Source organism: Aeoliella straminimaris, assembly GCF_024054565.1.
Classification (GTDB): Bacteria; Planctomycetota; Planctomycetia; order Pirellulales; family Lacipirellulaceae; genus Aeoliella; species Aeoliella straminimaris.
On the sequence record NZ_JAMXLR010000055.1, the window covers coordinates 291,571 to 313,936 of the forward strand.

The window sequence follows — 22,366 nt, forward strand, 5'->3', positions numbered from 1 at the left end:
GATACAGGCTCTCTCCAGACAGTTGAAGTAAATGCGGATAGCGGAAATCTACAAATCGACGCAGGGCGAAGGATTGCTCACAGGTACGCCGAGTGTGTTCATCCGCGCCAGTGGTTGCAATCTGCGTTGCTGGTACTGCGACACGCCGTTCGCCTCGTGGAAACCCGAGGGCATCGACTTGGGCGTCGACGAGATCATGGCCCAAGTGGACGAATGGGACTGCCGCCACGTGGTGATCACCGGGGGCGAGCCCATGTTGTTCGCTGAGTTGATTCCCCTGTGCGAAGAACTTCGGCGGCAGGGGCGACACGTCACCATCGAAACGGCCGGCACGCTGTTTCTGCCGCTGGAGTGCGACCTGATGTCGGTGAGCCCCAAGTTTGCCAGCTCCGCGCCCGACCGCCAGGCACACCATCGTTGGCACCACCGGCATAACGAGACGCGTCATCGCCCCGACATCGTGCGGGAACTGATCGACCAGCACGTCTACCAATTGAAGTTTGTAGTCGATACGCCGGACGACCTCTCCGAAGTGCAGCAGTATCTGGTGGAATTGGGCTCGGTGGAAGCCGATCGGGTGCTGCTGATGCCACAGGGCGTCGAGCAACCCGATCTCCTGCGCCGGGAAGAATGGCTACGGCCCTTCTGTCTGCTGCACGGCTACGTGTTCTGCCCCCGCAAGCAGATCGAGTGGTATGGCGCGTTGCGGGGTACCTGAAACGGTGCTAGTCGGTCAGCGGGCTGGGCTGCTCAGCCATGGGCGAGGGGCCGGTCGGCTCGGGCTCAGGTTCAGGCTTTACTTCCACCTTTTTGGCGGGCGGCTTGCCTCGTGGCGCGAATACCAGCACCATGGTCGACCCGGTAATGGCAAGAATCAATCCGGCAAGAAACCAAGCGTTCAGCTGGTCGAACTTGCCTTTGTTCCACGTGTCGAACAGAACGTTCACGACCGGTGCACCGCCGAATACCAGCGGCATCACGAAAACCGGTTTGCCGCCGAAGTTAAAGGCCATAATGATGCCCAACGCACCCAACGCGCCCGCGGCGCCCGCGGCCATACTCCAGGTGGTACCGGAGAAGTTGTAAGTGCTTGGTTCGGCAAAGGCGGGCATCGCCAGCAGCAGGTTTGGCACTACCACGGCAATGGCAAAGTAGGAGAGCCCCACGCACAATAGCGGCCTGAGTCGACTGTGGTCCATGGCTGCCTGCCCTTTGTGGAGCACGGGACCATACGAACCCCAACAGGAGATGACCATGGCGATGGAGAGCAGTTGGAATATGAAATTGACCGAAAGCAGATCCACTTTGCCACCGGTGGCCGAAGGGCTGCTGAGCAGCACAGTCACGGCGCCAATCAGTACGATAATCAATCCGGCCAGGAATACGGGGCCCACGTCTCTGAGTTTCCCGGCCCACACAATGGTGAGGAACGAGTTGACTACCGGCGCGCCGCCAAACACCAAGGGCATCACGTACAGCGGCTTGCCCCCGAAGGTGAACGCCAGGACGATGCCCAAGGCACCGAGCGCACCGAGTGCACCACCTGCGAGGCTCCAGATGACACCGGTCATGGTCCAGTGCCCCTTTTCGCCCTTGAGGACCAGGATCAGGGCAGGCACGATCACACCGATCAGAAAGTAAGCCATCCCCACGCAGACGAAGGGACGCCAGCGGGCAATGTGCGGAAGGGGGGCATCTTCCCCGCCAGTGAACATGTCGTGCTGGCCGAAATGCAACACTGGCCCGTAGAGACCCCAGCAGATCATCGTGGTGGCAAACGAAGCAACGACCAACAGCATACTGCGCATGGGTACTAGCCGGGGGTTAGGTGGGAGTTCAGCGGCTTGGCGGGAGACTCTACTCTAGCGGAATCGCTCTTCAGCGACCACGGTGTCTTAATTCCCACGCAGGGCAGGCAGGATGGCTTCCCGCAGCGCACCGCGGGTGGCGATCCACGTGGCGGTCACGCCCACCACGAGCACGATGGCGAGCAAACCCAGCATCTCCCGCCAGGGCAGGGCAGTTTGGTACATCTGCAATTGCGGCAGCAGCGCCAGCGCTGCGGCAATGCCGCCCAGCAGCAATCCGATGAGCAGCAATGCCATATTTTCCAGTAGCACCAGTAGGACAACGCGCCGCTGCGGAAAGCCGACCGCCTGCACCAGAGCTAACTCGCCCCGGCGTTCTAGCACATTGCGAAGCTGCACGATGGCCAAGCCAATCGTGCCTAAGAGCAGCCCCAGGCCGCCGAGCGACTGAAACGTCGAGAGGTAAGTGTTCTGCACCGCCAGGAACCCAGCGAGCCGCTCCTCGGCCGATGTGACCGCCAACCCATCGTCGCCGAGCCGATTCTCGAGCAGCACGTCGAGAGACTCCTGCTCAACAGTTTCTTCCGGACTTTCTTCACTCTCCACAGAACCATCTTGCTCCGAGGCAGGTTCAGTTGCGTCTGTTGCAGGTCCTTGAGCCGATTTCTCTGGCACGCTCTCATTCGGGGCGGACTTACGTTGTGACTCTGGCTCTTTGATCAAGAATAGCTGCGAGCCCGATTCGCTGGGATACAGCTGGCGGAAATTAGCGTCGCTGATCATCAGGTCGCCCTGCAAAATGCTGTTCTGTAGCAGTCCCACCACTTCGAGCGTTACCGGCTGATCGTCCCCGTCGAGTATGGTAAGTCGATCACCCGGCGAGCCCGACAGGTGCAAGCTGTACATGGCCGTTGCGAAGTCGAGCACCACGGGCACCACCGTTCGGCCGTTGGCATCCTGCCCCAGATCGGCGTTCAGGTCCGGGACAGCTCGCTCGGGGTCGCGTTTGGCACTCCATGCAAAATCGCCCATGACGCGGTCGCTGTCGCGCACTCCCACCACGCGAGGCTGCGCGGTGCGGTATAGATTCAGGCAACTGGCATCCTCACCCCCGTGCAGGCGGAGCGACTCGATCTCGCAGCCCGCCAGACGATCCATCTCTTCATCGCGGAACGCCAGCTCAATCTGCCCCTCTTCGGTGCCGAGGTCGTAGTGAATCGGCACATCGGCCGTGGCGTACCAGGTGTAGCCACCCGTCCCCTCGTCGGTGGGCGCCAAATGGAAAGCACTGATCGACAGCAACAGAAAACTGGCGGCAGCCACCAGCCCCACGGTCAGCGTGCTGCGACCAGGGCGGCGGGCGAGATTCGCCAGGGCCAGCCCACCGAGCGACAGACGACGCACTCGCTGGCGACTGTCGGCCGCCCGCTGCCAATGCCGCTTCAGCAACCCTAGCAGGCCAGCGAGCAGCAGTGCACCGACACCAAAAAACGCGCCGGCTTGGGCCTCGCCCTTGATCGTGGTGCCCCACACGCCAAGCACCGCTGCCCCGACGAGCATTAGTTCAGAGAGGTGCCAGTGGCGTCGCCGAACGTGGCCAGAAAGTTGCGGGCGATCTTCCACAGCGCCGGCCAGCAATCCGCGCGGCGACTGCCGCAGTACGCTGCGTAGGGTCCACCAGGTGGTGGCCCAGGCGGTGAATAGTCCCAGTAGGAACCCCGCGGGGAGACTCCAGGGGCCGACGTGCACCTGCAGGAACGGCGAGGAAATGGCAGCCAACCACAGCGTTTTCAGCCCCGTGACCATCGCCCAGGCGTAGAAAATGCCCAGGAGCACGCCAACGACTGCCCCCGCCACGGCGACGCACATCGCCTCGATGGTCAGAAGCCGTCGCGAACGCCTGGCGTCGAAACCAACGGCCGCCAGCAATCCAATTTCCCTAGCGCGGCTTTCGATCCCCAGGCGAAACAGCAACACCAACAGCATGATGGCCGAGGCAATCAGAAACATGCTGAAGCCGAGGAACAATCCATCAAACGGCGTGGTGCCACTGGCAGCGGCCAGCCCCTGGGCTTTGACCGGCATAAACGCAAACCCCAGTGACGCGGGGTCGAGCGCCGCCCGCAGTCGCTCGGCGACCGTGTCAGCAGTAACCGACTCGGTGACTGGCGTACGCAGCAAACTGACGCTGCCCCAACGGGTGCTCCAGGTGTGACTCGCCAGGCGGAACGATACGAACGCCTTAGGCGTGGTGCTGTACTCGTCCCAGTAGTCTTCGTCCTCGGAGTCGATGGGCTCGACCAGATCGAACGGCAACTCCCACAATTCGATCGACTCTTGATCGGTCACGCCTTCAAGTTGGGGCGTCAAGTTGGGATCTGCCGCGGCGGTTGGCGAACCATCTGGCTTTTTCAGATCGACGATGGCCGCCAGCGTTAGCTCCAGCGGTGGCTCGTGCTCTCGCAACTCGCCATGGGTGCTCTCGGGTTCGTAGTAGCGCAAGATGACCTTGGTTTCGACTTCGTCATCGACCTTGGCGCCGAGTTGATCCGCCGCCCAGCGATTGAGCACAATCTCCCCATCGGCAAGCTCAATCGGCGCGCCGCGTTCGCCCCGCAGCGGCCCAAGTTTACTGGTGGAGTAGACGCCCGCCACGGTGGAGTAGGGCACCTTCTTGCCACCCACTTCCAGCGTGTTGGCCAAGTAAGTTGTGATTGGTTGCAGCGTTTCCTCGGCGAACTCCCGTTGCGCGGCCAATACAACTTCTGGCGGAATCACCAAACCGTCGGCCGAGATTTGCACGTAGGCGCCATCGACATCGTGCTGCTCGACCGACAGGCCCATGTCGGCAAGTTGCGGGTCAAAGTAAGCGGCCAGCCACGCTCCCGCCGGGGCGTCGGTGGCGCGATGGATCTGGTCGCTGGTAACCAGGATAGCGTTGGCGCGGCCCGGCTGATCGATAGAACTGGCAAGCTCCGCGAGCGGCGCGAACACCGCGCGCGGAGGACGTTGCGACGGACGCAGCTCGAATCGAGCGAGTCCGCGATCGGGCAATACACCGGCCACCGAATATCGCTGGCCGGCCACCGTGTCGACCTTCTCGCCCAGCGCACTGTCGGCCGGCAGGTCGGACACCAGCGGCAGTTGCAGCAAAATCTCGTCGCCTGCGGCCACGCCCAGGTCGTAGGCCACCTGGCGGGTAATCCACACGCCCTCGGCCTTGGGGTCGGTCCGTGGATCGGCCTGGCCGACGGCCCAGAAGTCTTCGGTCACCCCGTATAGGTCGAGTTCGCTGGCACGTCGCAGTTTGTCGTCGACCTCCGCCGTGGCGGAGCCTCGCAGGATGAGGGCGGGCAGGGCGGACGCGAAGTGCTGGTCGAAACCATCGGTTGCGGCCAGTTCGTCTGCCAGTTCGGTGCGAAACAGCCGCGGCGCAGCGAGTGCCTGGTCGATGCGGCCCAGGCGCTGCAGCGAGAGGTCGCGAAGACTGCCCCGCACCGAGTCTCCCACCACCAATGCACCAGTCAGCACGGCGGTGGCCACGGCAACGGCCGCCGCCACGGCCAGGTGCATCCGCCAGTGGTGCCGGAGGTTGGCAACGATGTAGCTGAAGGCGTCGATAGTTGAAGGCTCCGAGTGGGGGGATATCACGCCACGGTGATCGCTTTGTCGGCGATATCTTTGCGGCACCAGGCGCCTTCCCAACGAATGCACTTCACGGCCTGGTAGGCCAACAGCTTAGCCTTGGCCACCGTATCGCCCAGGGCGGTGACGCCCAGCACGCGGCCACCGGTGTTGACCACCTGACCATCGATGATCGAGGTGCCCGCGTGAAACACCTTCACGTCGTCGAGCCGCGCCGCTTCGTCCAGGCCCCGAATCGGGTAGCCCTTCTCGTAGCTGCCGGGATAGCCCTCGCTGGCCATCACCACACAAACCGCCGGGCGGGGGTCCCACTCCAATTGGCCCACTTCATCCAGCCTTCCATCAACAGCGGCATCGAGCACGTCCAGCAGGTCCGTCTTCAGCCGCATTAACAGGGGCTGGCACTCAGGGTCGCCAAACCGCACGTTGTATTCCAGCACCTTCGGGCCCCCCTTGGTGAGCATCAGCCCGGCATACAGCACACCGCGAAAAGGCCGCCGGTTGCGTTTCATCTGGTGAATGGTAGGCACCAGCACGCTCTCTTCCACTCCGGCCAGCATTTCGTCGGTTACCAGCGGCGTGGGGCAGTAGGCGCCCATGCCGCCGGTGTTGGGTCCTTGGTCTCCATCGTAGGCGGGCTTGTGATCCTGTGCGGCGGGTAGCGTGATGAGCGTTCGCCCGTCGGTAATGGCCAGCACGCTCGCCTCCTGGCCAACGAGTCGCTCCTCGATGACCAATCGGTTGCCCGCCTCGCCAAACTCTTTGCTGGCGGCAATTCGATCCACGGCAATCAGTGCTTCGGAGCGGTTGCGGCACACGATTACGCCCTTGCCAGCGGCCAGCCCATCGGCCTTCACCACTACCGGATCGTCGTCGCGTTCGGTCAGGTAGTGCGTGGCACTCTCGGCATCGCGGAATACCCGATAGTCGGCACTCGGCACGTCGGCGTGGCGGAGCAAGTTCTTGCAAAACACCTTGCTGCCTTCGAGTTCCGCGGCCGCCTTCGACGGGCCAAACGCGCGAAGCCCAGCGTCTTGCAGGGCATCGACCATACCGGCTACCAACGGTGCCTCTGGCCCCACGATGGTCAGGCCGACGTCGTTGTCTTTGGCAAATTTCACTACGGCGGGGATGTCGGTAACCGAAATGTCAACGTTCACGGCGTCCGCAGCGGTGCCGGCGTTGCCGGGGGCAACGAATACGTCTTTCACGCGGGAACTCTGGGCCAGTTTCCAGGCCAGCGCGTGCTCGCGGCCGCCATTGCCTACGACTAGAACGTTCATAACAGCCCCAAAGGGATAGATGTGGGATAAAAGGATACCCAAATTCTACGCCTTGCCCTGATTTGTCGAAACCCACACGCTCAGTCGGCAACCGCTGCGACGATTCGTCGCGGGTGGTCATTCGCCATGGCTTTGGATAGGCTAACCATAGAGTTTTTTCCCCTTTCACCAGAGGAATCCACCATGCGAATGTTCGGATTGCTACTAGCCGTGACGTGCTGGTCGCTGATCGCGACGCCTGCCCCCGCGGAGGATGGGTGGGGCACTCTGCGCGGCAAACTGGTGCTGGAAGGAACACCGCCCGAAGCCCCCAAGCTCGACCTGGGCAAGGACGAGTTCTGCTGCCAGGCGGAGCCGAAAGATCAGAGCCTGGTGCTCGACAAGTCGCAGGGCATCGCCAACGTCGTAGTGTATCTTCGTCCCGAGCGGGGCGAAGAACTAGCCGTGCATCCCGATTATCAAAAGTCGGCAGACGAACCGGTAGAGTTGGACAATAAAGGTTGTGCATTCGAGCCGCGGGTGGTGACGGTTCGTGTCGGCCAGCCCCTGCTGCTGAAGAACACCGATCCGGTAGGGCACAGCGTCAAAGCCGAGTTGGGGGACGAATCGTTCAATTTCATGCTCTCCGCCGAGGGCGACCAGAAACTGGAGTTCGACAAAGCGCAGCGACTGCCGCGGCCCATCTCCTGCAGCATTCATCCCTTCATGCAGGGCTGGATTGTTGTGCGAGACGATCCCTACATGGCCATCAGCGGCGAGGACGGCACCTTCGAAATCAAGAACTTGCCGGCCGGCGAGCACGAGTTCCAGTTCTGGCACGAGCGTCCTGGCTACTTGAAAACCGGCAAGTCGTCCTCAGCCGAACTCGACCGCCGAGGTCGGCTGAAGGTAACCATCAAGCCGGGCGATAAGACCGACCTGGGGACCATCAAGGTCGACAGTCGGACGATGGCCGTCGAGAGCGAATAGGATGCGATCCACCTGTTTCTACTGGCTCTCTGGGAGCATGTTGCTGGTACTTGCGACAGCCGGATGCAATAACCGCGCGCCGCAGTTCGCTCCCAACCGCATGGCCATGATCGAGGCGCAACTGGTCGACGAGCACCAGCAACAAATCACGCAGGAACTCACCGAGCTGTTTGGCACGCCTGACGACCCACGCGTGCCAGAGGGCGTGGATCTCGACGTCGAACTCCTGCAGATGGCGGCCGGGCAGGCCGGCTACGAGAAAGACGAATACGGGCACGAGTATCAGCAACGCGGTCTCTACCGGCAGCACTGCGCCAGTTGTCACGGCATCACCGGCGACGGGCGAGGCCCCGCGGCGGCCGTGCTGGAACCCTACCCGCGCGACTTTCGGCCTGGCGTGTTCAAGTGGAAGTCGACCCGGCTGGCCAGCAAGCCCACCGACGACGACCTGCTGGGAGTGCTGCAGCGCGGCGTGTCCGGCACCGCCATGCCATCGTTTGGACTTCTTGCCCCCGAGCAACTCGACGCGTTGGTCGAGTACGTTCGCTACCTGGCCATCCGCGGGCAGGTGGAGCGCGAGCTCATAGCCACGGTTGCCGACGAATTGGACTTCGATCCAGCGGCAGGAACCACCGACGAACCGTTCGTACCGGCTGAGGACGAGGACGATCAGGCCATGGTCGACGACGTGGTGGCCAGCATCGTGCAAAGTTGGCAATCACCCACCGAGCAGATCGTCGAGCCCGACCCTCAGACTATGCCGGCCGACGAGCGCACCGACGCCCAGATGGCCGAATCCATCGAGGCGGGGCGACAGTTGTTCCTTTCGCCGCGGGCCAAGTGCACCGACTGCCACGGGGCCGACGCGCGCAGCATCGTGGTGAAGGATTACGACGATTGGAACCAAGCGGTATTCGACTTCCGCCAACGGTCGGCCACGCTGGCCGCGCAGATTGCGCGAGATAGGGAGAATCTGCCGGGCCTGGATTCCAGTCTGGCAAAGTCGGCCCGCGAGCGTCTCACCTCCGAGAGCCGGCGTCTAAAACAGCGTGGACAGGTGTCCGAGGAGTTGCTTGCGCCGCAACTGGCGCGACCGCGAGAGCTTGCCGACGGCGTTTTCCGGGGCGGCGACCGGTCCATCGACTTGTTCCGTCGCATCCACCAGGGGGTTGCTGGTACGCCCATGCCAGGACAGGGGAGCCCGCGACCAGGGGTCGAGGGAGCGCTCAGCGAGCAGGAAATCTGGCAATTAGTCGACTACGTACGCAGTTTTTTGCACAACTCGGACTGATGGCCCCGTTGGCAGTGCCCCAACAGGGGGTGCGACAATTTGACCACTTATGTCCGCCCGGAGGGTGTCCTTATACTACTAAGTTTGCCCATGTCGAAGTCGAAACGCCACCGCCGAAACGCCCAACGCTCTCCTAATGCCGAGCCAGCCTCTGCGCGCTGGACCCGCTGGGTGGCCTGGCTGCTGTGCGCTATCACCTTTCCGCTGCTGTGGCTTGGCGGCCTGGTAACCACCACCAAGAGCGGCATGGCCGTGCCCGATTGGCCCGGCACCTACGGCTACAATCTGTTTCTCTACCCGTGGACCACCTGGCTGTTCGGCCCCTGGGACTTGTTCGTCGAGCATGGCCATCGCCTGCTCGCTTCGCTGTCGGGCCTGGTGACCATCGTCCTACTGGTGATGCTTTATAAATACGAATCGCGCCCCTGGATGAAGACCGTTGGCGTAGTGGCCCTGGTGGCGGTAATCGCCCAAGGTGTGCTGGGCGGTTTGCGCGTGGTGCTCGACGAACGCTTGCTGGCCATGGTGCATGGTTCGGTGGGACCGCTGTTCTTTGTGCTCACCGTGGCCATGGTTGTGTGGACTTCGCGGTCGTGGCTCACCGCTCGCAAGGTGGACCAACAGGGCCTGGCCCGACTGGCACCCCTGGCCGCGGCGACAGGCATCCTGGTTTACGTGCAGATGGTGGTGGGGGCGATGCTTCGCCACATGCCGGTCACCGTGTCGCCCTACTCATTCGAAAGCGTGGTGAAGGTTCACCTGGTGCTGGCCACCGTGGTACTCATGCTCACGTTGGTGGTTGCACGAATGTGTGTGGCATCCGCCGCGCCAACGGGGGTTCGATGCACTGGCTGGTCTATAATCGCCGTGGTGCTGCTGCAGATTTCCCTGGGCGTGGCCACCTGGATTAGCAAATACGGCGTACCGGTCTGGGCACGAGGTATGTACTCGCCCTCCTCACAGTCGGTGCTGGCCGACGGGTGGTGGCAAGCCCACATCGTCACAGCGCATCAGGCGGTTGGTTCCGCCCTCCTGGCATCTCTCGTCGTGGCAACCATGCTCGCCTGGCGATATGCCCCCGCTTCGATTGTTAACACTGAAACCGAATCGTTTTCCAAGGGAGTTGCCACCGGATGAGCACCTCGACGACCACCACCTCGGCAACCACCTTGGCCCCTGAGCGGACCGGTTGGACGGCGCGAATGGCCGACTACTGGGAGCTGACCAAGCCGCGCATCGTGGCCATGGAACTCATCACCATCGCCATGGGGTTCTATCTGGCCGCGGCTGCCGACTGGTCGGGCTGGGTATTGTTCGCCACGTGCCTGGGCACCGGACTGGTGGCCGGAAGCGCCAGCACGCTGAACATGTGGCTCGAGCGCCACCTCGACGCGTTGATGAATCGCACCGCGAATCGGCCACTTCCTGCCCAGCGGCTGCGTCCTACCGAGGCATTGGTGTTTGGCAGCGTCCTTTTGGTGGCAGGTGCGTTGCTGTTGGCCGCCGGGCCCGGGGTGCCGACGTTGTTGCTCGGTATTGGGTGCTGGATTCTGTACGTGGTGATTTACACGCCGCTGAAGACCCGTTCCACGTTGAACACGGCCGTCGGCGCCGCGAGTGGTTCGCTGCCCATCGTCATGGGCTGGGTGGCCGCGGGTGGCGAATTTGGTCTCTCGGCGCTTTCGCTGTTTGGCGTGCTGTACTTGTGGCAGTATCCGCACTTCATGGCCATCGCCTGGCGGTGTCGGGATGACTACCAGCGGGCGGGCTACGTCATGAGCACCACTGTCGACCCCACCGGCCGCCGCGCCGGCATCGAAGCCATCGTGGGCTCGCTGCTGCTGTTGCCGGTAAGCCTGATTCCTGCCTGGCTCGCATCCTCCACGCTGCTGGCGGCCTTGTACCTGGGGTGGGCCGTACTGCTGTCGGTGGTCTACATTTGGGCGTCGGTCGCCTTCGCCCGCTCGCCCGGCGATGCCACCTCCCGGACGCTATTGCGAGCCAGCTTGCTGTACTTGCCACTGTGGATTTTGGGTCTGCTGTTGGTGGCCGTTTAATTTCGCCCTGCTGGCAGTTACAGTGTTAACTTCCCCGATCGTCCACGTTCCGCCCCGGTTTATCGATTCATGCCCATTGCGCCCGCTCTTTCGATTCGCGACGTTCGCTTCCGATACGGCGAGCACGAAGCGGTTCGCGGCGTCTCGTTCGACGTGGCCCCGGGCGAGGTATTCGCCCTGCTGGGCCCCAACGGCAGTGGCAAGACCACGCTGTTTCGGCTGATCTCGACGCTGGTGCCGCTGCAGGAAGGCGAGATCGATGTTCTCGGCACCAGCCTTCGCCAGCACCCTGCGGCGGTCCGCGGTTACCTGGGCGTCGTGTTCCAGTCGCCCAGCATCGACAAGAAGCTCACGGTGCTGGAGAACTTGTTGCACCATGGGCGGTTGTATGGCCTGGCTGGCGGCACGCTCAAGCAGAAGGCTACCACCATGATCGAGCGACTCGGCCTGTCCGACAAGCTCACGGCCTCCGTCGAGACGCTTTCCGGCGGTCAGCGGCGACGTGTGGAACTCGCCCAGTCCATGCTGCACGACCCGAAGGTGCTGGTGCTCGACGAACCGGCCACGGGACTCGACCCTGGTGCACGCAGCGACATCTGGCGGTACTTTGCCACACTGGCCGACGAAGGCGTCACCATCTTGCTCACCACCCATCTGCTGGAAGAAGCCGAGCGCGCTGACCGTCTGGGTATCATGCACCAAGGCGAGTTGGTGGCCCTCGATACGCCGCTGGCCCTGCAAGCCTCGCTGGGGGGCGACACCATCACGCTCCGCACCACCGACGCCCAAACGCTTGCCGATCAAATCGCCAGCCGGTTCGACTTCACTCCCGCGGTGGTCGACGGCACCGTGCGGCTCGAACACCCCAATGGCCATCAACTCATACCGCAACTAGTCGAGGCATTTGGCGACCAGATCGACGCCGTGACGCTCGGCAAGCCAACGCTCGAAGATGTGTTCATTGCGCGTACGGGCCATCAGTTCTTTAGTGATACGCATGAAAGTTGAGCCCGCCAGACATTGACTTAGCAGGACTCGCAAGAGTTCTGACCGAACGACCAGACCGTCCGAAGTCTTGCGACTCGGGCTATCGCGAGTGAGGACACAACGTCCGCACGCCAATTCCGCCCCTTCCACCGCCTGCCCCTATGTCCTCCACCACGCTCGAAACTCGCTCCGTGCCAGTGCTACCCGCCATCGCTACGCTGGCGTGGCGCGAACTGGTGCGGTTCTTCCGCCAGCGCACTCGGGTGTTTGGCGCGCTTGGTCAGCCGATCATCTTCTGGCTGATGTTCAGCGAGGGATTCAAAGCGGTCGATCTCGGTTACGCCTACCAATTTCCCGGCATCCTGGCGATGATCCTGCTGTTCACCGCCATCTTTACCACCATCAGCATCATCGAAGACCGCAACGAAGGTTTCCTGCAAGGCGTGCTTGTGTCGCCTGTGCCGCGGTGGGCGATGGTTGTGGGAAAGGTTACCGGCGGGGCAATCATCGCCTGGCTGCAGGCGCTGTTATTCCTGCTGTTGGGTTGGGCCACGATTTCCGAAATCCGCCCACCCGTCGCTGGAGTGCTGGCCGCCCTGGCGATGATGATGGTAATCGCCATTGCCCTGACGGGACTCGGCTTCTATCTCGCCTGGCGGACCGACTCGAGCCAAGGCTACCACGCCATGATGAGCGTGCTGTTGTTTCCCATGTGGCTGCTTTCCGGATCGTTCTTCCCGGTGCATTCGGATAGCGTGATCGGCTGGCTGGTGATGGTGAACCCTTTGACCTATGGTGTCGCGGGACTTCGACACTACCTGGACGACGGAAAGACCATCGACAATGGCTGGCTGCCGGGCCTCGGATTGTCGTGGGGCGTCACGATCGCGTTCGCCTTGGTGATGCTGGCGCTGTCGACGCGCGTTGTTGAAACACGAACCCAGGGCGACCTCAAATAAGATGCTGCCACTCGCTGCCCATCCGCTGGTCCACGTTAACGCCTCGCTTAACTCGCTGGCCACGGTGCTGCTGATCGTGGGACTGCTGCTGATCAAGCGGCACAAAGAGACAGCCCACAAGCGGGTCATGCTCTCGGCATTCGTCGTGTCGATCGTGTTCCTGGGCTGCTATTTGTACTATCACATCATGCTGCAACTGCAGACACCGTTCAGTGGCGAGGGGGTCGCGAAGGTCGTATACCTGGCGATCCTGTTGTCTCACATTGTACTCGCCATTTCCGTGCCGCCGCTGGCGATCACTTCCATCGTGTTCGGGCTGTGGGCCCATGGCGAGTGGCTCCCCATTACGCTCGCCGGCGACTCGGACACGGCCAAACAAGCATTCATGAGCCGGGCCCGCGCGAAGCACCGCCGCTGGGCACGCATCACATTTCCCATCTGGCTCTATGTGTCGGTGACTGGCGTGGTGGTGTATGCGATGCTGTACCATCTCTACCCTCCCGGTTAGAACATCATCAGTAACAGGACGCGGCACTAATCTCAACTCCAGCGGACGGCGACATGGACCAGCACAAAATCGTGTTCGAATCGCAGACTCCCGTCTACGGCGAAAACTACGATCGAGGCTGGATTGGATTCAATCACGCTTCGAGTTTTATGGCCCGGGGCATTGCCTTGGTAACCTACTCGCAGCGCCAGCGGGGGATTCCCATCAGCCATGCTTTCATCGTCACCGGTGAAGACTCCTGTGTCGAAGCCGCGTTTGGCAAAGGGGTTGTCCGCTCGAGCCTCACCAAACAGTACTTCGACAACCCCGAGCGGTATGTGGTGTTTCGTAAGCCGCGTGGCCTGGACGCCGACCTTGCCGAACGCATCGTACAGTGTGCCGAACAAGAGGTCGGAGCCGAGTTCAATAACAAGATCCTCTTTAGCAGCGTCGCCCGCAAAACGTTACTGACGACCATTGTCGATTCGCTGTACTCGGGGGATGCCGACCACGCCATCGCATCGCTGTGCGAGGAAGACGACGCCTGGATCTGCAGCGAATTGGCTGCTTACGTGCTTCGTCAGCAGCCAGAGTTCCACGACGTGGGCGTGCTGAAACGCCCCTGCGGTGCTGTGGAGCCGCAATTGCTGTTTGAAAGCGATGAGTTGTTTGAACCGCTGGAGGTTTCCACCTGAGTTGCAAGACAACGCCGCCCGCTCCACCCAATTGCAGCGGCCATCATCAGCGCAAGTAGTTCGGCAGTGGTTGGCTCCGGCACCGAGGCACCCAGCGTGCTGGACGAAACGCTGGCCCCCAGGTGGTTTCTCCATACTGGATAGTCAGCGATGTCGACCATGCCTTCGCCGTTGCCATCGGCGAATAGCACTTCGGTCGAGCCAAACGTGTCGCGCCAGACCTGGTAGTCCTCGGCATCCACCACACCGCTGCAGTTGTAGTCGCCCGTCAGTTCGCACGTGGAGGGGATCGCCTGAAACGCCACGACAGTGTTGGTACTCAACGAGTCGCCATCGTCCACTACGCCCACCAGCACCCAGCTTCCGTCCGCCAGTTGCGGACCAAGTGTCAATCCTTCGAGGTTCTGCCCAAACCCGCCGCCTGCCTGGCCCGACCACAGCAGCGATTTGCCAGCCGGCGCGTACGATTGCCCCGCGAGCCCTGTGTCGAACTCCGAGGCGCTGGTGTCGGTCGCCCCACTGAGATCGACTTCATAGATGCGATTCTCGAACGGAGGAATGAAGCTGGCGGCCGAGCGTTCTAGTACCAGCAGCGCGCCGTTGGGCATCTCGACCAGGTCGGCCACGCCGCTGCGATCGGGGTTGGTACCCAAGTGAATGGGATCGACCTCGTAGGCAAATTGCCGCGTGGCGGCAAGCTCATCGCCCATTACGTCGAACTGCTGCAGTCGTACGGTCGTGCCCGCCGCTGGTGTCGCCAGGGGGCCGTCGATCGACAGTGCCTCCTCGTTGGCGGTCCACATCCGCGTGCCACCCAGCGAGCGAGTGAGCGACTCCAGGCCGCGGTTGCTGCGCTGTTGGTCAAACGCCGGTGGAGGCGCGACCGTCTGCAGCTGCATGCCATCGGCCAGGCTGTACTCGTAGATGGTCGGCGTGTTTTCCGCGCTGACGAACACGCTTTGGCGAGTTGGATTCGTGTAGGCGATGCCTTCGAAGTCGAGGTTCGCGCCGAACGCGAGCGTGCTGGTACCTACGGCTGACTGGATGGCGCCATTCGTATCGAACCCGGCTGTGAAACGAACCAATTGACCGCCATCGTCCTGCACCGCGGCAAATTGGTGCACTCCATCCGCAGAGCCCAGGTAGGTAACGCCGCTCATTTCCGCCACACCGACGACTTGCGCCGTGTCGAGCACTACCGATCCTCGCGGCACGAGCGTCCAAACCGCCTGGGCGGTGCCCGCGGAACCGCAAGCCGCCACCAGCACGCTCGCCAGCCACGCTGCGCGGCGGCAAATGTCGCAACGTACCCAGAAAACGATTGGGTGCGACTTTATTCTGCCGACTGCCGCCCCAACGATCGTCGCAAGTCGTTCGTTGACAGTGGTTTGCGACACAGGGCGGCTCGGCATTGGCAGGAGTTGTTGCGCTCGGTACTTCGCAGGTGCGGCAAAACCCCCAGGTGTGCGACAAAACCCACTGGCAGGACAAGCACAAAACGGCCAACAGGGCAGGGGAGGGCGAAACTTGCCGCAACCCCATTCTCCTCACGTGCGTGTCAAATTCCTATACCACGGGCGGAGAAACTCGGAATTCGTCGCTGCAAGTGCTCGACCGCTACGATGTCAGTCCGGCGAGCTTGGCCGCGAGGGCCACACGTTGGATGCCGACCATATAGGCGGCCGTACGGAGAGTGACTTTATGCTCCACGGCCAGGTCCCACACCTGCTCGAAGGCGGTCGACAGCATGTGGTCGAGTTCGCCCCGCACGCGATTCAAATTCCACTGGTAGAACTGCCGATTCTGGGCCCACTCGAAGTAGCTGACCGTCACGCCGCCGGCATTGGCAAGCACATCCGGCAAGATGGTGATGTCGCGCGCGGCCAGCAGGTCGTCCGCATCGGGACGCACCGGCATGTTGGCCGCTTCGACGATGAGCTTGGCTCGAATGCGGTCGGCGTTTTCGGTGGTGATCACACCACCCAGGGCCGCCGGAATGAGCACCACCACATCCAGCTCCAGCAGATCGTCGTTCGTGATGGCCTTGGCCCCGGGGAAGCCGGCCAGCGAATTGCCATGCTCGCGGGAGTAGCGGACCACCTGCATGATGTCCAAACCTTCGGGGTTGTAGTATCCGCCCGACAGGTCGCTGACGGCCACCACCTTGCACTCGGCCTCGGACAGAAACTTGGCCGCGTGCGAACCGACGTTACCAAATCCCTGCACGGCGATCGTGGCACCGGGCACTTTGTACCCCAGACGCCCCAGCGACTTGATGGTCAGAATGCCGACCCCTCGCCCAGTGGCTTCTTCGCGACCAGGGATGCCATAGGCCTCGACCGGCTTGCCGGTCACCACAGCCGGGTTGAACCCCTCGTACTTGTTGTACTGATTGACGAACCACGCCATGACCTCGTGATCGGTTCCCATGTCGGGCGCGGGAATGTCCTTGTCGGGACCAATCAGTTCGTGGATCTCGTCGACGAACTTGCGAGTAATGCGTTCTTTCTCGCGCGAACTGATCGCGCGGCTGTCGACCGTTACGCCACCTTTGGCCCCGCCGAAGGGGATGTTCACTACGGCCGTCTTCCAGGTCATCAGCGAAGCGAGGCTGCGGACCTCGTCGAGATCCACTTCATGGTGATAGCGCAGGCCTCCCTTCATCGGCCCCCGCACGCGGTTGTGCTGCACCCGGTAGCCAATAAGCGACACCAACCGGCCGTCGTCCATTTCGACGGGGAGTTGTACGGTGATTTCCCGCTCGGGTGTCGCGAGAAGCGTCCGTAATTCGTCAGAGAGTCCCAGCACATCTGCCGCAGAGTTGAAATAGTGTTGAACCGCCTCGAATGCTTTCATGGTCGTTCCTTGGCTGCACCGAGCCCGTTTGCCGGAGCCCGGGTTTGTCGTAAGCTGAAGGTAACCATCCTATCCGATTCGGTTGTCCAGTTTCTATGTCAGACTTCGATATCAAACCCCGCAAGACCTCCGTGGCGGAGCGACACGCCACGCGACGGAAGAACAACACCACCAAGCTGGTGATCGGCGGCGCGGTGGCGGGATGCTTGCTGTTTGTGGTGTTGATACTCATCACCGCCTTGCGGCCCAAAGAGCCTCCTGTGCCGCCCGTGGCCGAAAATGCTGCGGATCGCCAACCATCCGCCAAACCGGCCCCCACCAAGCCACCACAGGTCGAGCAGCCCGATGCGGCGCCCGACTCGAACCTGGTGGAAGACGACGGCCAGACCATGTGGGCCTCGCCGACCGATGGCCAGCCAATTGACCTGGTGGGATTGCCGCCCGGTTGCGAGATGTTCGTCGTCCTTCGGCCGGCCGAGTTGCTAGCGTCCGACGATGGCGCGAAGTGGCTCGCCGCGCTCGGCCCGCGGGGCGAGTTGGCCCGACAGCACGTGGAACAAACCTGTGGCATTGCCTTGCCAGACATCGAGCGGCTGTTGGTGGGGGTTCGCCCCAGTTCGCAGTCGGCCATCGAGACCACGCTGGTCGTCACCCCCAGAGCCGGCGTGACGCCCCGCGGCCGCGGCTACCATGCCATGGACGGTGGCAACGACTACGTCTTTGCGGCGCCCGCCGTGTTGCAGGAAGTGAAGGACCTGGAAGGCTGGGCCCCGCCCCTGCGGCGCGAGGTGGAGTCGCTGGTCGACGCCACCGATGCCGACCGACACGTTACCATTTTGGCCACCCCCGCATTCCTGTTCGACGACGGTAAGGCGATGTGGCAAGGCTCGCTTGCCGGCGTGCGGGACCTGCTGTTCGCCATGCTGCCCGACTCGACTCGCTGCGCGGCGCTTAGCCTGCACGCGGGCGACGACTTCTTTGCCGAGGTCCGATTGTCGGCCACCATCGATCAACGTCCCCAGGCGTTCGGCGAGCGATTTGCCGACAAGGTGGCCACCTGGCCGGCAAGCGTTGAGCGCATCATTGCCAGCGTGCCCGCCTCGCCCCACAGTGCAGCGGTCGTGGCTCGACTGCCGGCCATGCTGCGGGTGCTGAATCGCTTCGAGCGGGTGGGAGTGGAGGACGACCAGGCGCTACTCAGAGTCTATTTGCCCCCCGCTGCTGGACACAACTTGCTGATGGCCAGCGAACTGCTGCTGGCCGAACTTGCTGCCGGCGGAAGCTCGGTGGCCGCCACGGCGACGCCAGCCGCGAAGACCCTAACCATTGAAGAAGCGCTGGCCAAACCGACCAGCCTGAGCTTTGCTCGCGACACGCTGGAAACGGCCGTCAACCTGTTGGGCGAGGACATTGGCGTCGACATCGTGCTGATGGGAGGCGATTTGCAGCTCGATGGCATTACCAAGAACCAATCTTTCGGCCTGGACCAGCAGAACAAGCCAGCAGGCGACATTCTGGTGGAGATCCTGCGACTGGCGAATCCCGATAAGACCGCTACTGGTCCGGCCGACGCCAAGCAGAAGCTGGTGTACGTGATTGGCCCACACCCCCAGACTGGCAGGCCCGCCATATTGGTCACCACCAGAGCCCAAGCCGCGAAACGGGGCGACCGTTTGCCTGCGGTGTTCATCAACTAGGCACGCTTGCACCCGGTTTGGGCAGCCGCCGCAGCGATTCTGCCCGGCTGTTCCGATTGTATGGCTCGCGCGGCGCAAACTGTGTGGTAAGCTGGAATAATCGAGCGACCTGATCACGAATTGCCGCCGTAGACAAATATCCAGATCGCCGCGACCGCCTTTCACCCGATGCTCCACCGATGCAGCCTTTTTCCGTAGTTTGCGAGACTTGCGGCGCGAAGCTCAAGGTTCGCGACAAGGCCATCGTGGGGCAGATCCATGCTTGCCCAAAATGCGAGAGCATGGTGCTGGTCGCGGTGCCGGCCGCGGCTGCCAGTCCGCCTCCGATGGTGCCTCCCAAAGCAGCCGAGGCGGCTCCCCCAAGCGATGGGACCATCGCCCCCTCGGATTTCGCCACCGAGATCGACGACCTGCTGCAGCCACCCGCTCCAGCTGAGGAGCCGGTCTCGCCGCCAGCTGCCGAAGTTACAGCAGCCGAGGCCACCCAGCCACCCACCGAAGCTGCAACTGCGGCCGAGCCGCCTGCCGATGCAGCGGCCACTGAACCTGCCATACCGTCCGACGCCGTGGTGGCCGGTAGCGGTCCCAGCCGCACCGCCTTTTGGGTGTGGAGCATCGCCGGTAGCGCAGCCTTCTTCGCTCTCGGCCTGTTGGCCGCCGCCTGGTGGTCGCGTGGCGACGAGCAACCGCAGGCTCCCCAGGTCGCAAGCCGCACCGAGTCGACACCTCCTGGAGGCGAGACGGAGCCCACCCCCGCGGAGCCGTCGGGCGAACAGGTCGCCGTGAACAAACCGGCGATCGAACCAGAGAACCAACCCGATGAAACGCCAGCGGTCGAGCCGGCTGACGAAACACCTGAGGTAGAGCCGCCGGCGTTTGAACCCTTGCCCGATCTGCCACCAGTCGATGACCAGCCAGCCGCCGAGCCCGCCGAAGCAGGGTCGCCGCCCAAGAAAGTGAATCTCGACCCACTCGATCCGCTGGCCATCGACTCGGCAAATCTCGACCTGCTGCTGATTCCCGATGTCGATACCAACGTAACGGCCGAGGCGCCCATCGAGTTCGGGCCTGAAGAAGCCGATGACACCGAGGAGCTCGAAGTCGACCTGCCCGAGCAGAAGAACATCCGCTTCGAGCCGGGCACGGCCAGTCGCGGCCCGTCGTACGCCGAACCCCTGGCCGCCGGCGAGCTCGCTTCGCGGTTGGAAATGAAGCTGCCGGGCGTCACCTGGAGAAACACCCCGCTGGTGGTCGCGCTACGCGAACTCGAGCAGCTTTCCGGCGCGCCAATCACCGTCCGGCCGGCCCATCTGCAAATGGCGGGCGTCACCGCGATGCACAAGGTGTCGCTGGCCGAAGAAAATGCCACGGTCCGGCAATTGGCGACCGGACTGGCCAAAGCGGCCCATCTGCGAGCCGAAACCACTCCGCAAGGCTTGGTGCTTGTCAGGGCCGGCACTGACAAGTGGCACCCCGTCGGTTCACCTCAGTACGATGTATCCGACCTTGTGAGTAGTGCCGAAGAAGCTGGCGCCCTAGGCGACCTCCTTCAGCGAGTCGTCTCCCCGGAATCGTGGCAGCAAGCCGATGCGAAGCTCGCTGTTGATGGAGCAGCGTTCAAGATCCACCAGCAACTTGGCGTGCACTACGACATTTTGAAGTTCATCGAACGCCTGCGGATGGCGAGAGGCTTGCCCACCAGGAGCAGGTACCCGAAGTCGCTGCTGTCCATCGAACCGCGGCTGGCGACCATGAAAAAGCAGCTCGCCCGCCCAACCACGTTCGCCTTCGTCGACTGGACACCGCTGGCCGACGTGTTCGACTACTGGCACGAAACCAGCGGCCTGACGATGGTGGCCGATTGGCAGCGCCTGGCCGACAACGACCTCCGCCCACTGGCCACCATGGCTGGCTCGGTGGACAACGTGGCCTTCAGCCAGGCTCTGGACACCTGCCTGACGCCGCTCGACATGGCGTGGACACCAACTGATGGCTCGACGCTGCAACTCACCACGGTGGACGCCGCCAACAACTCGTCCTGGGTCGAGTTCTATCCTGGTGCCGACGCCGACAAACTCCGCGAGCGCATCGAATCGACGGTCGAGCCACAACGCCTGCAGCAGTTCGTGCTTCAGGCCGACCCTTCCGGCAAGTTCGTCCTCGTCTACGGCAACCGGTACGTCCATCAAGCGGCGCTAAAGTAATACTCGCAAAGTGCCTGGGGTCGAGTGCAACGAGCCCCCAGCTAAGTTGAGTACTGAGGGCTCGCGGAACTCGTCCCCAGCCACCCAACGTCTGCTGATTGATACTTTAAAGTTACAGCGTACGGTCCACCGCCTCGGCCACGCGGCGGCACTCGGCCATCATCTGGGCGAACGCCTCGCAATTCAGCGTTTGGAAACCATCGCTCATGGCATGCTCGGGCTCGGGATGCACCTCCACAATCACACCATCGGCCCCAGCCGCAATCGCCGCCTTGGCCATGGCCGGAACCAACGCGGCATGCCCGGTACCGTGACTCGGGTCGATCACCACGGGCAGGTGGGTCTTCGCCTGCAGGTAGGGCACCGAGGCCAGCGGCAGCGTGAACCGCGTATGGGCTTCATAGGTACGAATGCCGCGCTCGCACAGCATCACGTTGGGGTTACCGCCATCCAGGATGTACTCAGCCGCCAGCAATAGTTCATCAATTGTCGCACTCGGGCCGCGCTTCAGCAGCACCGCGCGATGGCTCTTACCACAGGCTTCCAACAGGCGGTAGTTCTGCATATTGCGAGCCCCGATCTGCAGCACTTCGGCGTACTCACTCACCAGTTCGACGTCTTCGGGCGAGACCACTTCGGTTACCACGGCCAGGCCCGTTTCGTCGCGGGCAGCGGCCAACATCTTCAGCCCTTCTTCCTTCAGCCCCTGGAAACTGTAGGGACTGGTCCGCGGCTTGAAGGCACCACCACGCAGGGCAGTGGCCCCGGCAGCCTTCACGGCCCGGGCCGTCGCCACGATCTGCTCTTCGTTTTCCACCGAACAGGGCCCGGCCATCATGCCGATGTGCTTGCCCCCCACGGACAGCGAACCGGAGCGGACCTCCGATCGCTCGGGTTGGGTTTCGATGCTTGCCAGCTTGTAAGGCGCCAGTACCGGCATCACGTTGTCGACACCTGGCGAGCTTTCCAGTTTCCGCAGGTCGCCTGCTTTTCGTTCGTCGCCAATCGCGGCGATCACGGTTCGCTCGGTGCCCCGCAGGGTTGTCGGTTTCAGGCCTGCACTTTCCACTTCTGAAATCATGTGTTCAATCTCCGCTTCGGTCGCGTTCCGCTTCATTACGATGATCATGGGAGGAGTTGGGGGTTAGGGGGAGTGAGAATCGGGAAACAGCAACGCGCCAAACGAAAAAAGCCCTGAGAACCAGGGGTTCTCAGGGCTTTGGTCATTTGGTGCTAGTTTGGCAAGGCAATCAGGCACAACCTCCGGCCCCGGAACCCGGGCGAGTAAAGCTAAACCAAAAGTAATACCAAAACTTGTTTGCCATGGCAGTTAGTATCGTCGCTTTCGACGCCCGACGCAAGGGATTTCCAGTGAAGAATATGGAGCACCACGGCGGGGGAGCCACGCGACTTGTCGAGGCGTAAAAC

The 22,366-nt window shown here is 62.6% G+C and carries 17 protein-coding genes; 11 read left to right on the plus strand and 6 right to left on the minus strand.

The features are described from left to right. Positions 1 to 31 precede the first annotated feature (31 nt). A complete protein-coding gene (locus NG895_RS16410; protein ID WP_252853608.1) occupies positions 32 to 718 on the plus strand; it encodes a 7-carboxy-7-deazaguanine synthase QueE in 687 nt (228 codons plus the stop codon). A gap of 7 nt (positions 719 to 725) precedes the next feature. On the opposite strand, the gene NG895_RS16415 is transcribed toward NG895_RS16410, so the two are convergent. The 3 genes from NG895_RS16415 to purD form a co-directional block, all read right to left on the minus strand. After that, a complete protein-coding gene (locus tag NG895_RS16415) occupies positions 726 to 1,808 on the minus strand; it encodes a hypothetical protein (RefSeq protein ID WP_252853609.1) in 1,083 nt (360 codons plus the stop codon). Positions 1,809 to 1,895: 87 nt separating this feature from the next. Continuing rightward, positions 1,896 to 5,459, minus strand: coding sequence for an FtsX-like permease family protein (locus tag NG895_RS30645; protein WP_252853610.1), 3,564 nt, complete (start codon positions 5,457 to 5,459; stop codon positions 1,896 to 1,898). Then, positions 5,456 to 6,736, minus strand: coding sequence for a phosphoribosylamine--glycine ligase (purD, locus tag NG895_RS16425; protein WP_252853611.1), 1,281 nt, complete (start codon positions 6,734 to 6,736; stop codon positions 5,456 to 5,458). Before purD ends, NG895_RS30645 begins: the two co-directional genes overlap by 4 nt. Before the next feature lie 183 nt (positions 6,737 to 6,919). Between purD and NG895_RS16430 the strand changes: the two genes are divergently transcribed. The 8 genes from NG895_RS16430 to NG895_RS16465 all read left to right on the plus strand — a co-directional run bounded on the left by NG895_RS16430 (position 6,920) and on the right by NG895_RS16465 (position 14,181). After that, positions 6,920 to 7,705 (plus strand): cupredoxin domain-containing protein, encoded by a 786-nt coding sequence (locus NG895_RS16430; protein ID WP_252853612.1) that lies wholly within the window; start codon positions 6,920 to 6,922, stop codon positions 7,703 to 7,705. A gap of 1 nt (position 7,706) precedes the next feature. Then, positions 7,707 to 8,996, plus strand: a complete 1,290-nt coding sequence (locus NG895_RS16435; protein WP_252853613.1) for a c-type cytochrome — start codon at positions 7,707 to 7,709, stop codon at positions 8,994 to 8,996. Between the two features lie 90 nt (positions 8,997 to 9,086). Beyond that, on the plus strand, positions 9,087 to 10,133 hold the full coding sequence (locus NG895_RS16440; protein WP_252853614.1) for a COX15/CtaA family protein: 1,047 nt from the start codon (positions 9,087 to 9,089) through the stop codon (positions 10,131 to 10,133). Continuing rightward, positions 10,130 to 11,053: a heme o synthase gene (gene cyoE / locus NG895_RS16445; protein WP_252853615.1), complete on the plus strand. Its 924-nt coding sequence runs from the start codon at positions 10,130 to 10,132 to the stop codon at positions 11,051 to 11,053. Before NG895_RS16440 ends, cyoE begins: the two co-directional genes overlap by 4 nt. Positions 11,054 to 11,122: 69 nt before the next feature. Beyond that, positions 11,123 to 12,061 (plus strand): ABC transporter ATP-binding protein, encoded by a 939-nt coding sequence (locus NG895_RS16450; protein WP_252853616.1) that lies wholly within the window; start codon positions 11,123 to 11,125, stop codon positions 12,059 to 12,061. A 140-nt stretch (positions 12,062 to 12,201) separates the two neighbouring features. Next, entirely contained in the window at positions 12,202 to 12,999 is a 798-nt protein-coding gene (locus NG895_RS16455) for an ABC transporter permease (protein WP_252853617.1), read from the plus strand. A 1-nt stretch (position 13,000) separates the two neighbouring features. Next, positions 13,001 to 13,507 (plus strand): DUF420 domain-containing protein, encoded by a 507-nt coding sequence (locus NG895_RS16460; RefSeq protein ID WP_252853618.1) that lies wholly within the window; start codon positions 13,001 to 13,003, stop codon positions 13,505 to 13,507. A 53-nt stretch (positions 13,508 to 13,560) separates the two neighbouring features. Then, complete coding sequence (locus tag NG895_RS16465; protein WP_252853619.1) at positions 13,561 to 14,181, plus strand: C40 family peptidase; 621 nt, start codon at positions 13,561 to 13,563, stop codon at positions 14,179 to 14,181. Here NG895_RS16465 and NG895_RS16470 read toward each other — a convergent pair. Continuing rightward, positions 14,067 to 15,578 (minus strand): esterase-like activity of phytase family protein, encoded by a 1,512-nt coding sequence (locus NG895_RS16470; protein ID WP_252853620.1) that lies wholly within the window; start codon positions 15,576 to 15,578, stop codon positions 14,067 to 14,069. The two genes, NG895_RS16465 and NG895_RS16470, sit on opposite strands and share 115 nt — an antisense overlap. 220 nt (positions 15,579 to 15,798) lie before the next feature. Then, positions 15,799 to 17,037 carry a Glu/Leu/Phe/Val family dehydrogenase gene (locus NG895_RS16475; protein ID WP_252853621.1) on the minus strand — a complete coding sequence of 413 codons (1,239 nt, stop codon included), beginning with the start codon at positions 17,035 to 17,037 and terminating at the stop codon, positions 15,799 to 15,801. Between the two features lie 95 nt (positions 17,038 to 17,132). Here NG895_RS16475 and NG895_RS16480 point away from each other — a divergent pair, with 95 nt between their 5' ends. Both NG895_RS16480 and NG895_RS16485 read left to right on the plus strand, forming a co-directional pair. After that, positions 17,133 to 18,734, plus strand: a complete 1,602-nt coding sequence (locus tag NG895_RS16480) for a hypothetical protein (protein WP_252853622.1) — start codon at positions 17,133 to 17,135, stop codon at positions 18,732 to 18,734. 179 nt (positions 18,735 to 18,913) lie between these two features. Then, on the plus strand, positions 18,914 to 20,938 hold the full coding sequence (locus NG895_RS16485; RefSeq protein WP_252853623.1) for a hypothetical protein: 2,025 nt from the start codon (positions 18,914 to 18,916) through the stop codon (positions 20,936 to 20,938). 112 nt (positions 20,939 to 21,050) lie between these two features. Here NG895_RS16485 and aroF read toward each other — a convergent pair whose 3' ends face one another. Next, the gene (gene aroF / locus NG895_RS16490; RefSeq protein WP_252853624.1) at positions 21,051 to 22,067 is read right to left on the minus strand and encodes a 3-deoxy-7-phosphoheptulonate synthase; all 1,017 of its coding nucleotides are present in this window, start codon (positions 22,065 to 22,067) and stop codon (positions 21,051 to 21,053) included. Positions 22,068 to 22,366 lie beyond the last annotated feature (299 nt).

Excerpts from the sequence above, each read along its gene's own strand:
- NG895_RS16455 (WP_252853617.1), top strand. The coding sequence starts at position 12,202 with ATGTCCTCCACCACGCTCGAAACTCGCTCCGTGCCAGTGCTACCCGCC.
- NG895_RS16415 (WP_252853609.1), bottom strand. The coding sequence starts at position 1,808 with ATGCGCAGTATGCTGTTGGTCGTTGCTTCGTTTGCCACCACGATGATC.
- NG895_RS16465 (WP_252853619.1), top strand. The coding sequence starts at position 13,561 with ATGGACCAGCACAAAATCGTGTTCGAATCGCAGACTCCCGTCTACGGC.
- NG895_RS16460 (WP_252853618.1), top strand. The coding sequence starts at position 13,001 with ATGCTGCCACTCGCTGCCCATCCGCTGGTCCACGTTAACGCCTCGCTT.
- NG895_RS16435 (WP_252853613.1), top strand. The coding sequence starts at position 7,707 with ATGCGATCCACCTGTTTCTACTGGCTCTCTGGGAGCATGTTGCTGGTA.
- cyoE (WP_252853615.1), top strand. The coding sequence starts at position 10,130 with ATGAGCACCTCGACGACCACCACCTCGGCAACCACCTTGGCCCCTGAG.
- NG895_RS16485 (WP_252853623.1), top strand. The coding sequence starts at position 18,914 with ATGCAGCCTTTTTCCGTAGTTTGCGAGACTTGCGGCGCGAAGCTCAAG.
- NG895_RS16440 (WP_252853614.1), top strand. The coding sequence starts at position 9,087 with ATGTCGAAGTCGAAACGCCACCGCCGAAACGCCCAACGCTCTCCTAAT.
- NG895_RS16480 (WP_252853622.1), top strand. The coding sequence starts at position 17,133 with ATGTCAGACTTCGATATCAAACCCCGCAAGACCTCCGTGGCGGAGCGA.
- NG895_RS16410 (WP_252853608.1), top strand. The coding sequence starts at position 32 with ATGCGGATAGCGGAAATCTACAAATCGACGCAGGGCGAAGGATTGCTC.
- NG895_RS16430 (WP_252853612.1), top strand. The coding sequence starts at position 6,920 with ATGCGAATGTTCGGATTGCTACTAGCCGTGACGTGCTGGTCGCTGATC.
- aroF (WP_252853624.1), bottom strand. The coding sequence starts at position 22,067 with ATGATCATCGTAATGAAGCGGAACGCGACCGAAGCGGAGATTGAACAC.
- NG895_RS16475 (WP_252853621.1), bottom strand. The coding sequence starts at position 17,037 with ATGAAAGCATTCGAGGCGGTTCAACACTATTTCAACTCTGCGGCAGAT.
- purD (WP_252853611.1), bottom strand. The coding sequence starts at position 6,736 with ATGAACGTTCTAGTCGTAGGCAATGGCGGCCGCGAGCACGCGCTGGCC.
- NG895_RS16450 (WP_252853616.1), top strand. The coding sequence starts at position 11,123 with ATGCCCATTGCGCCCGCTCTTTCGATTCGCGACGTTCGCTTCCGATAC.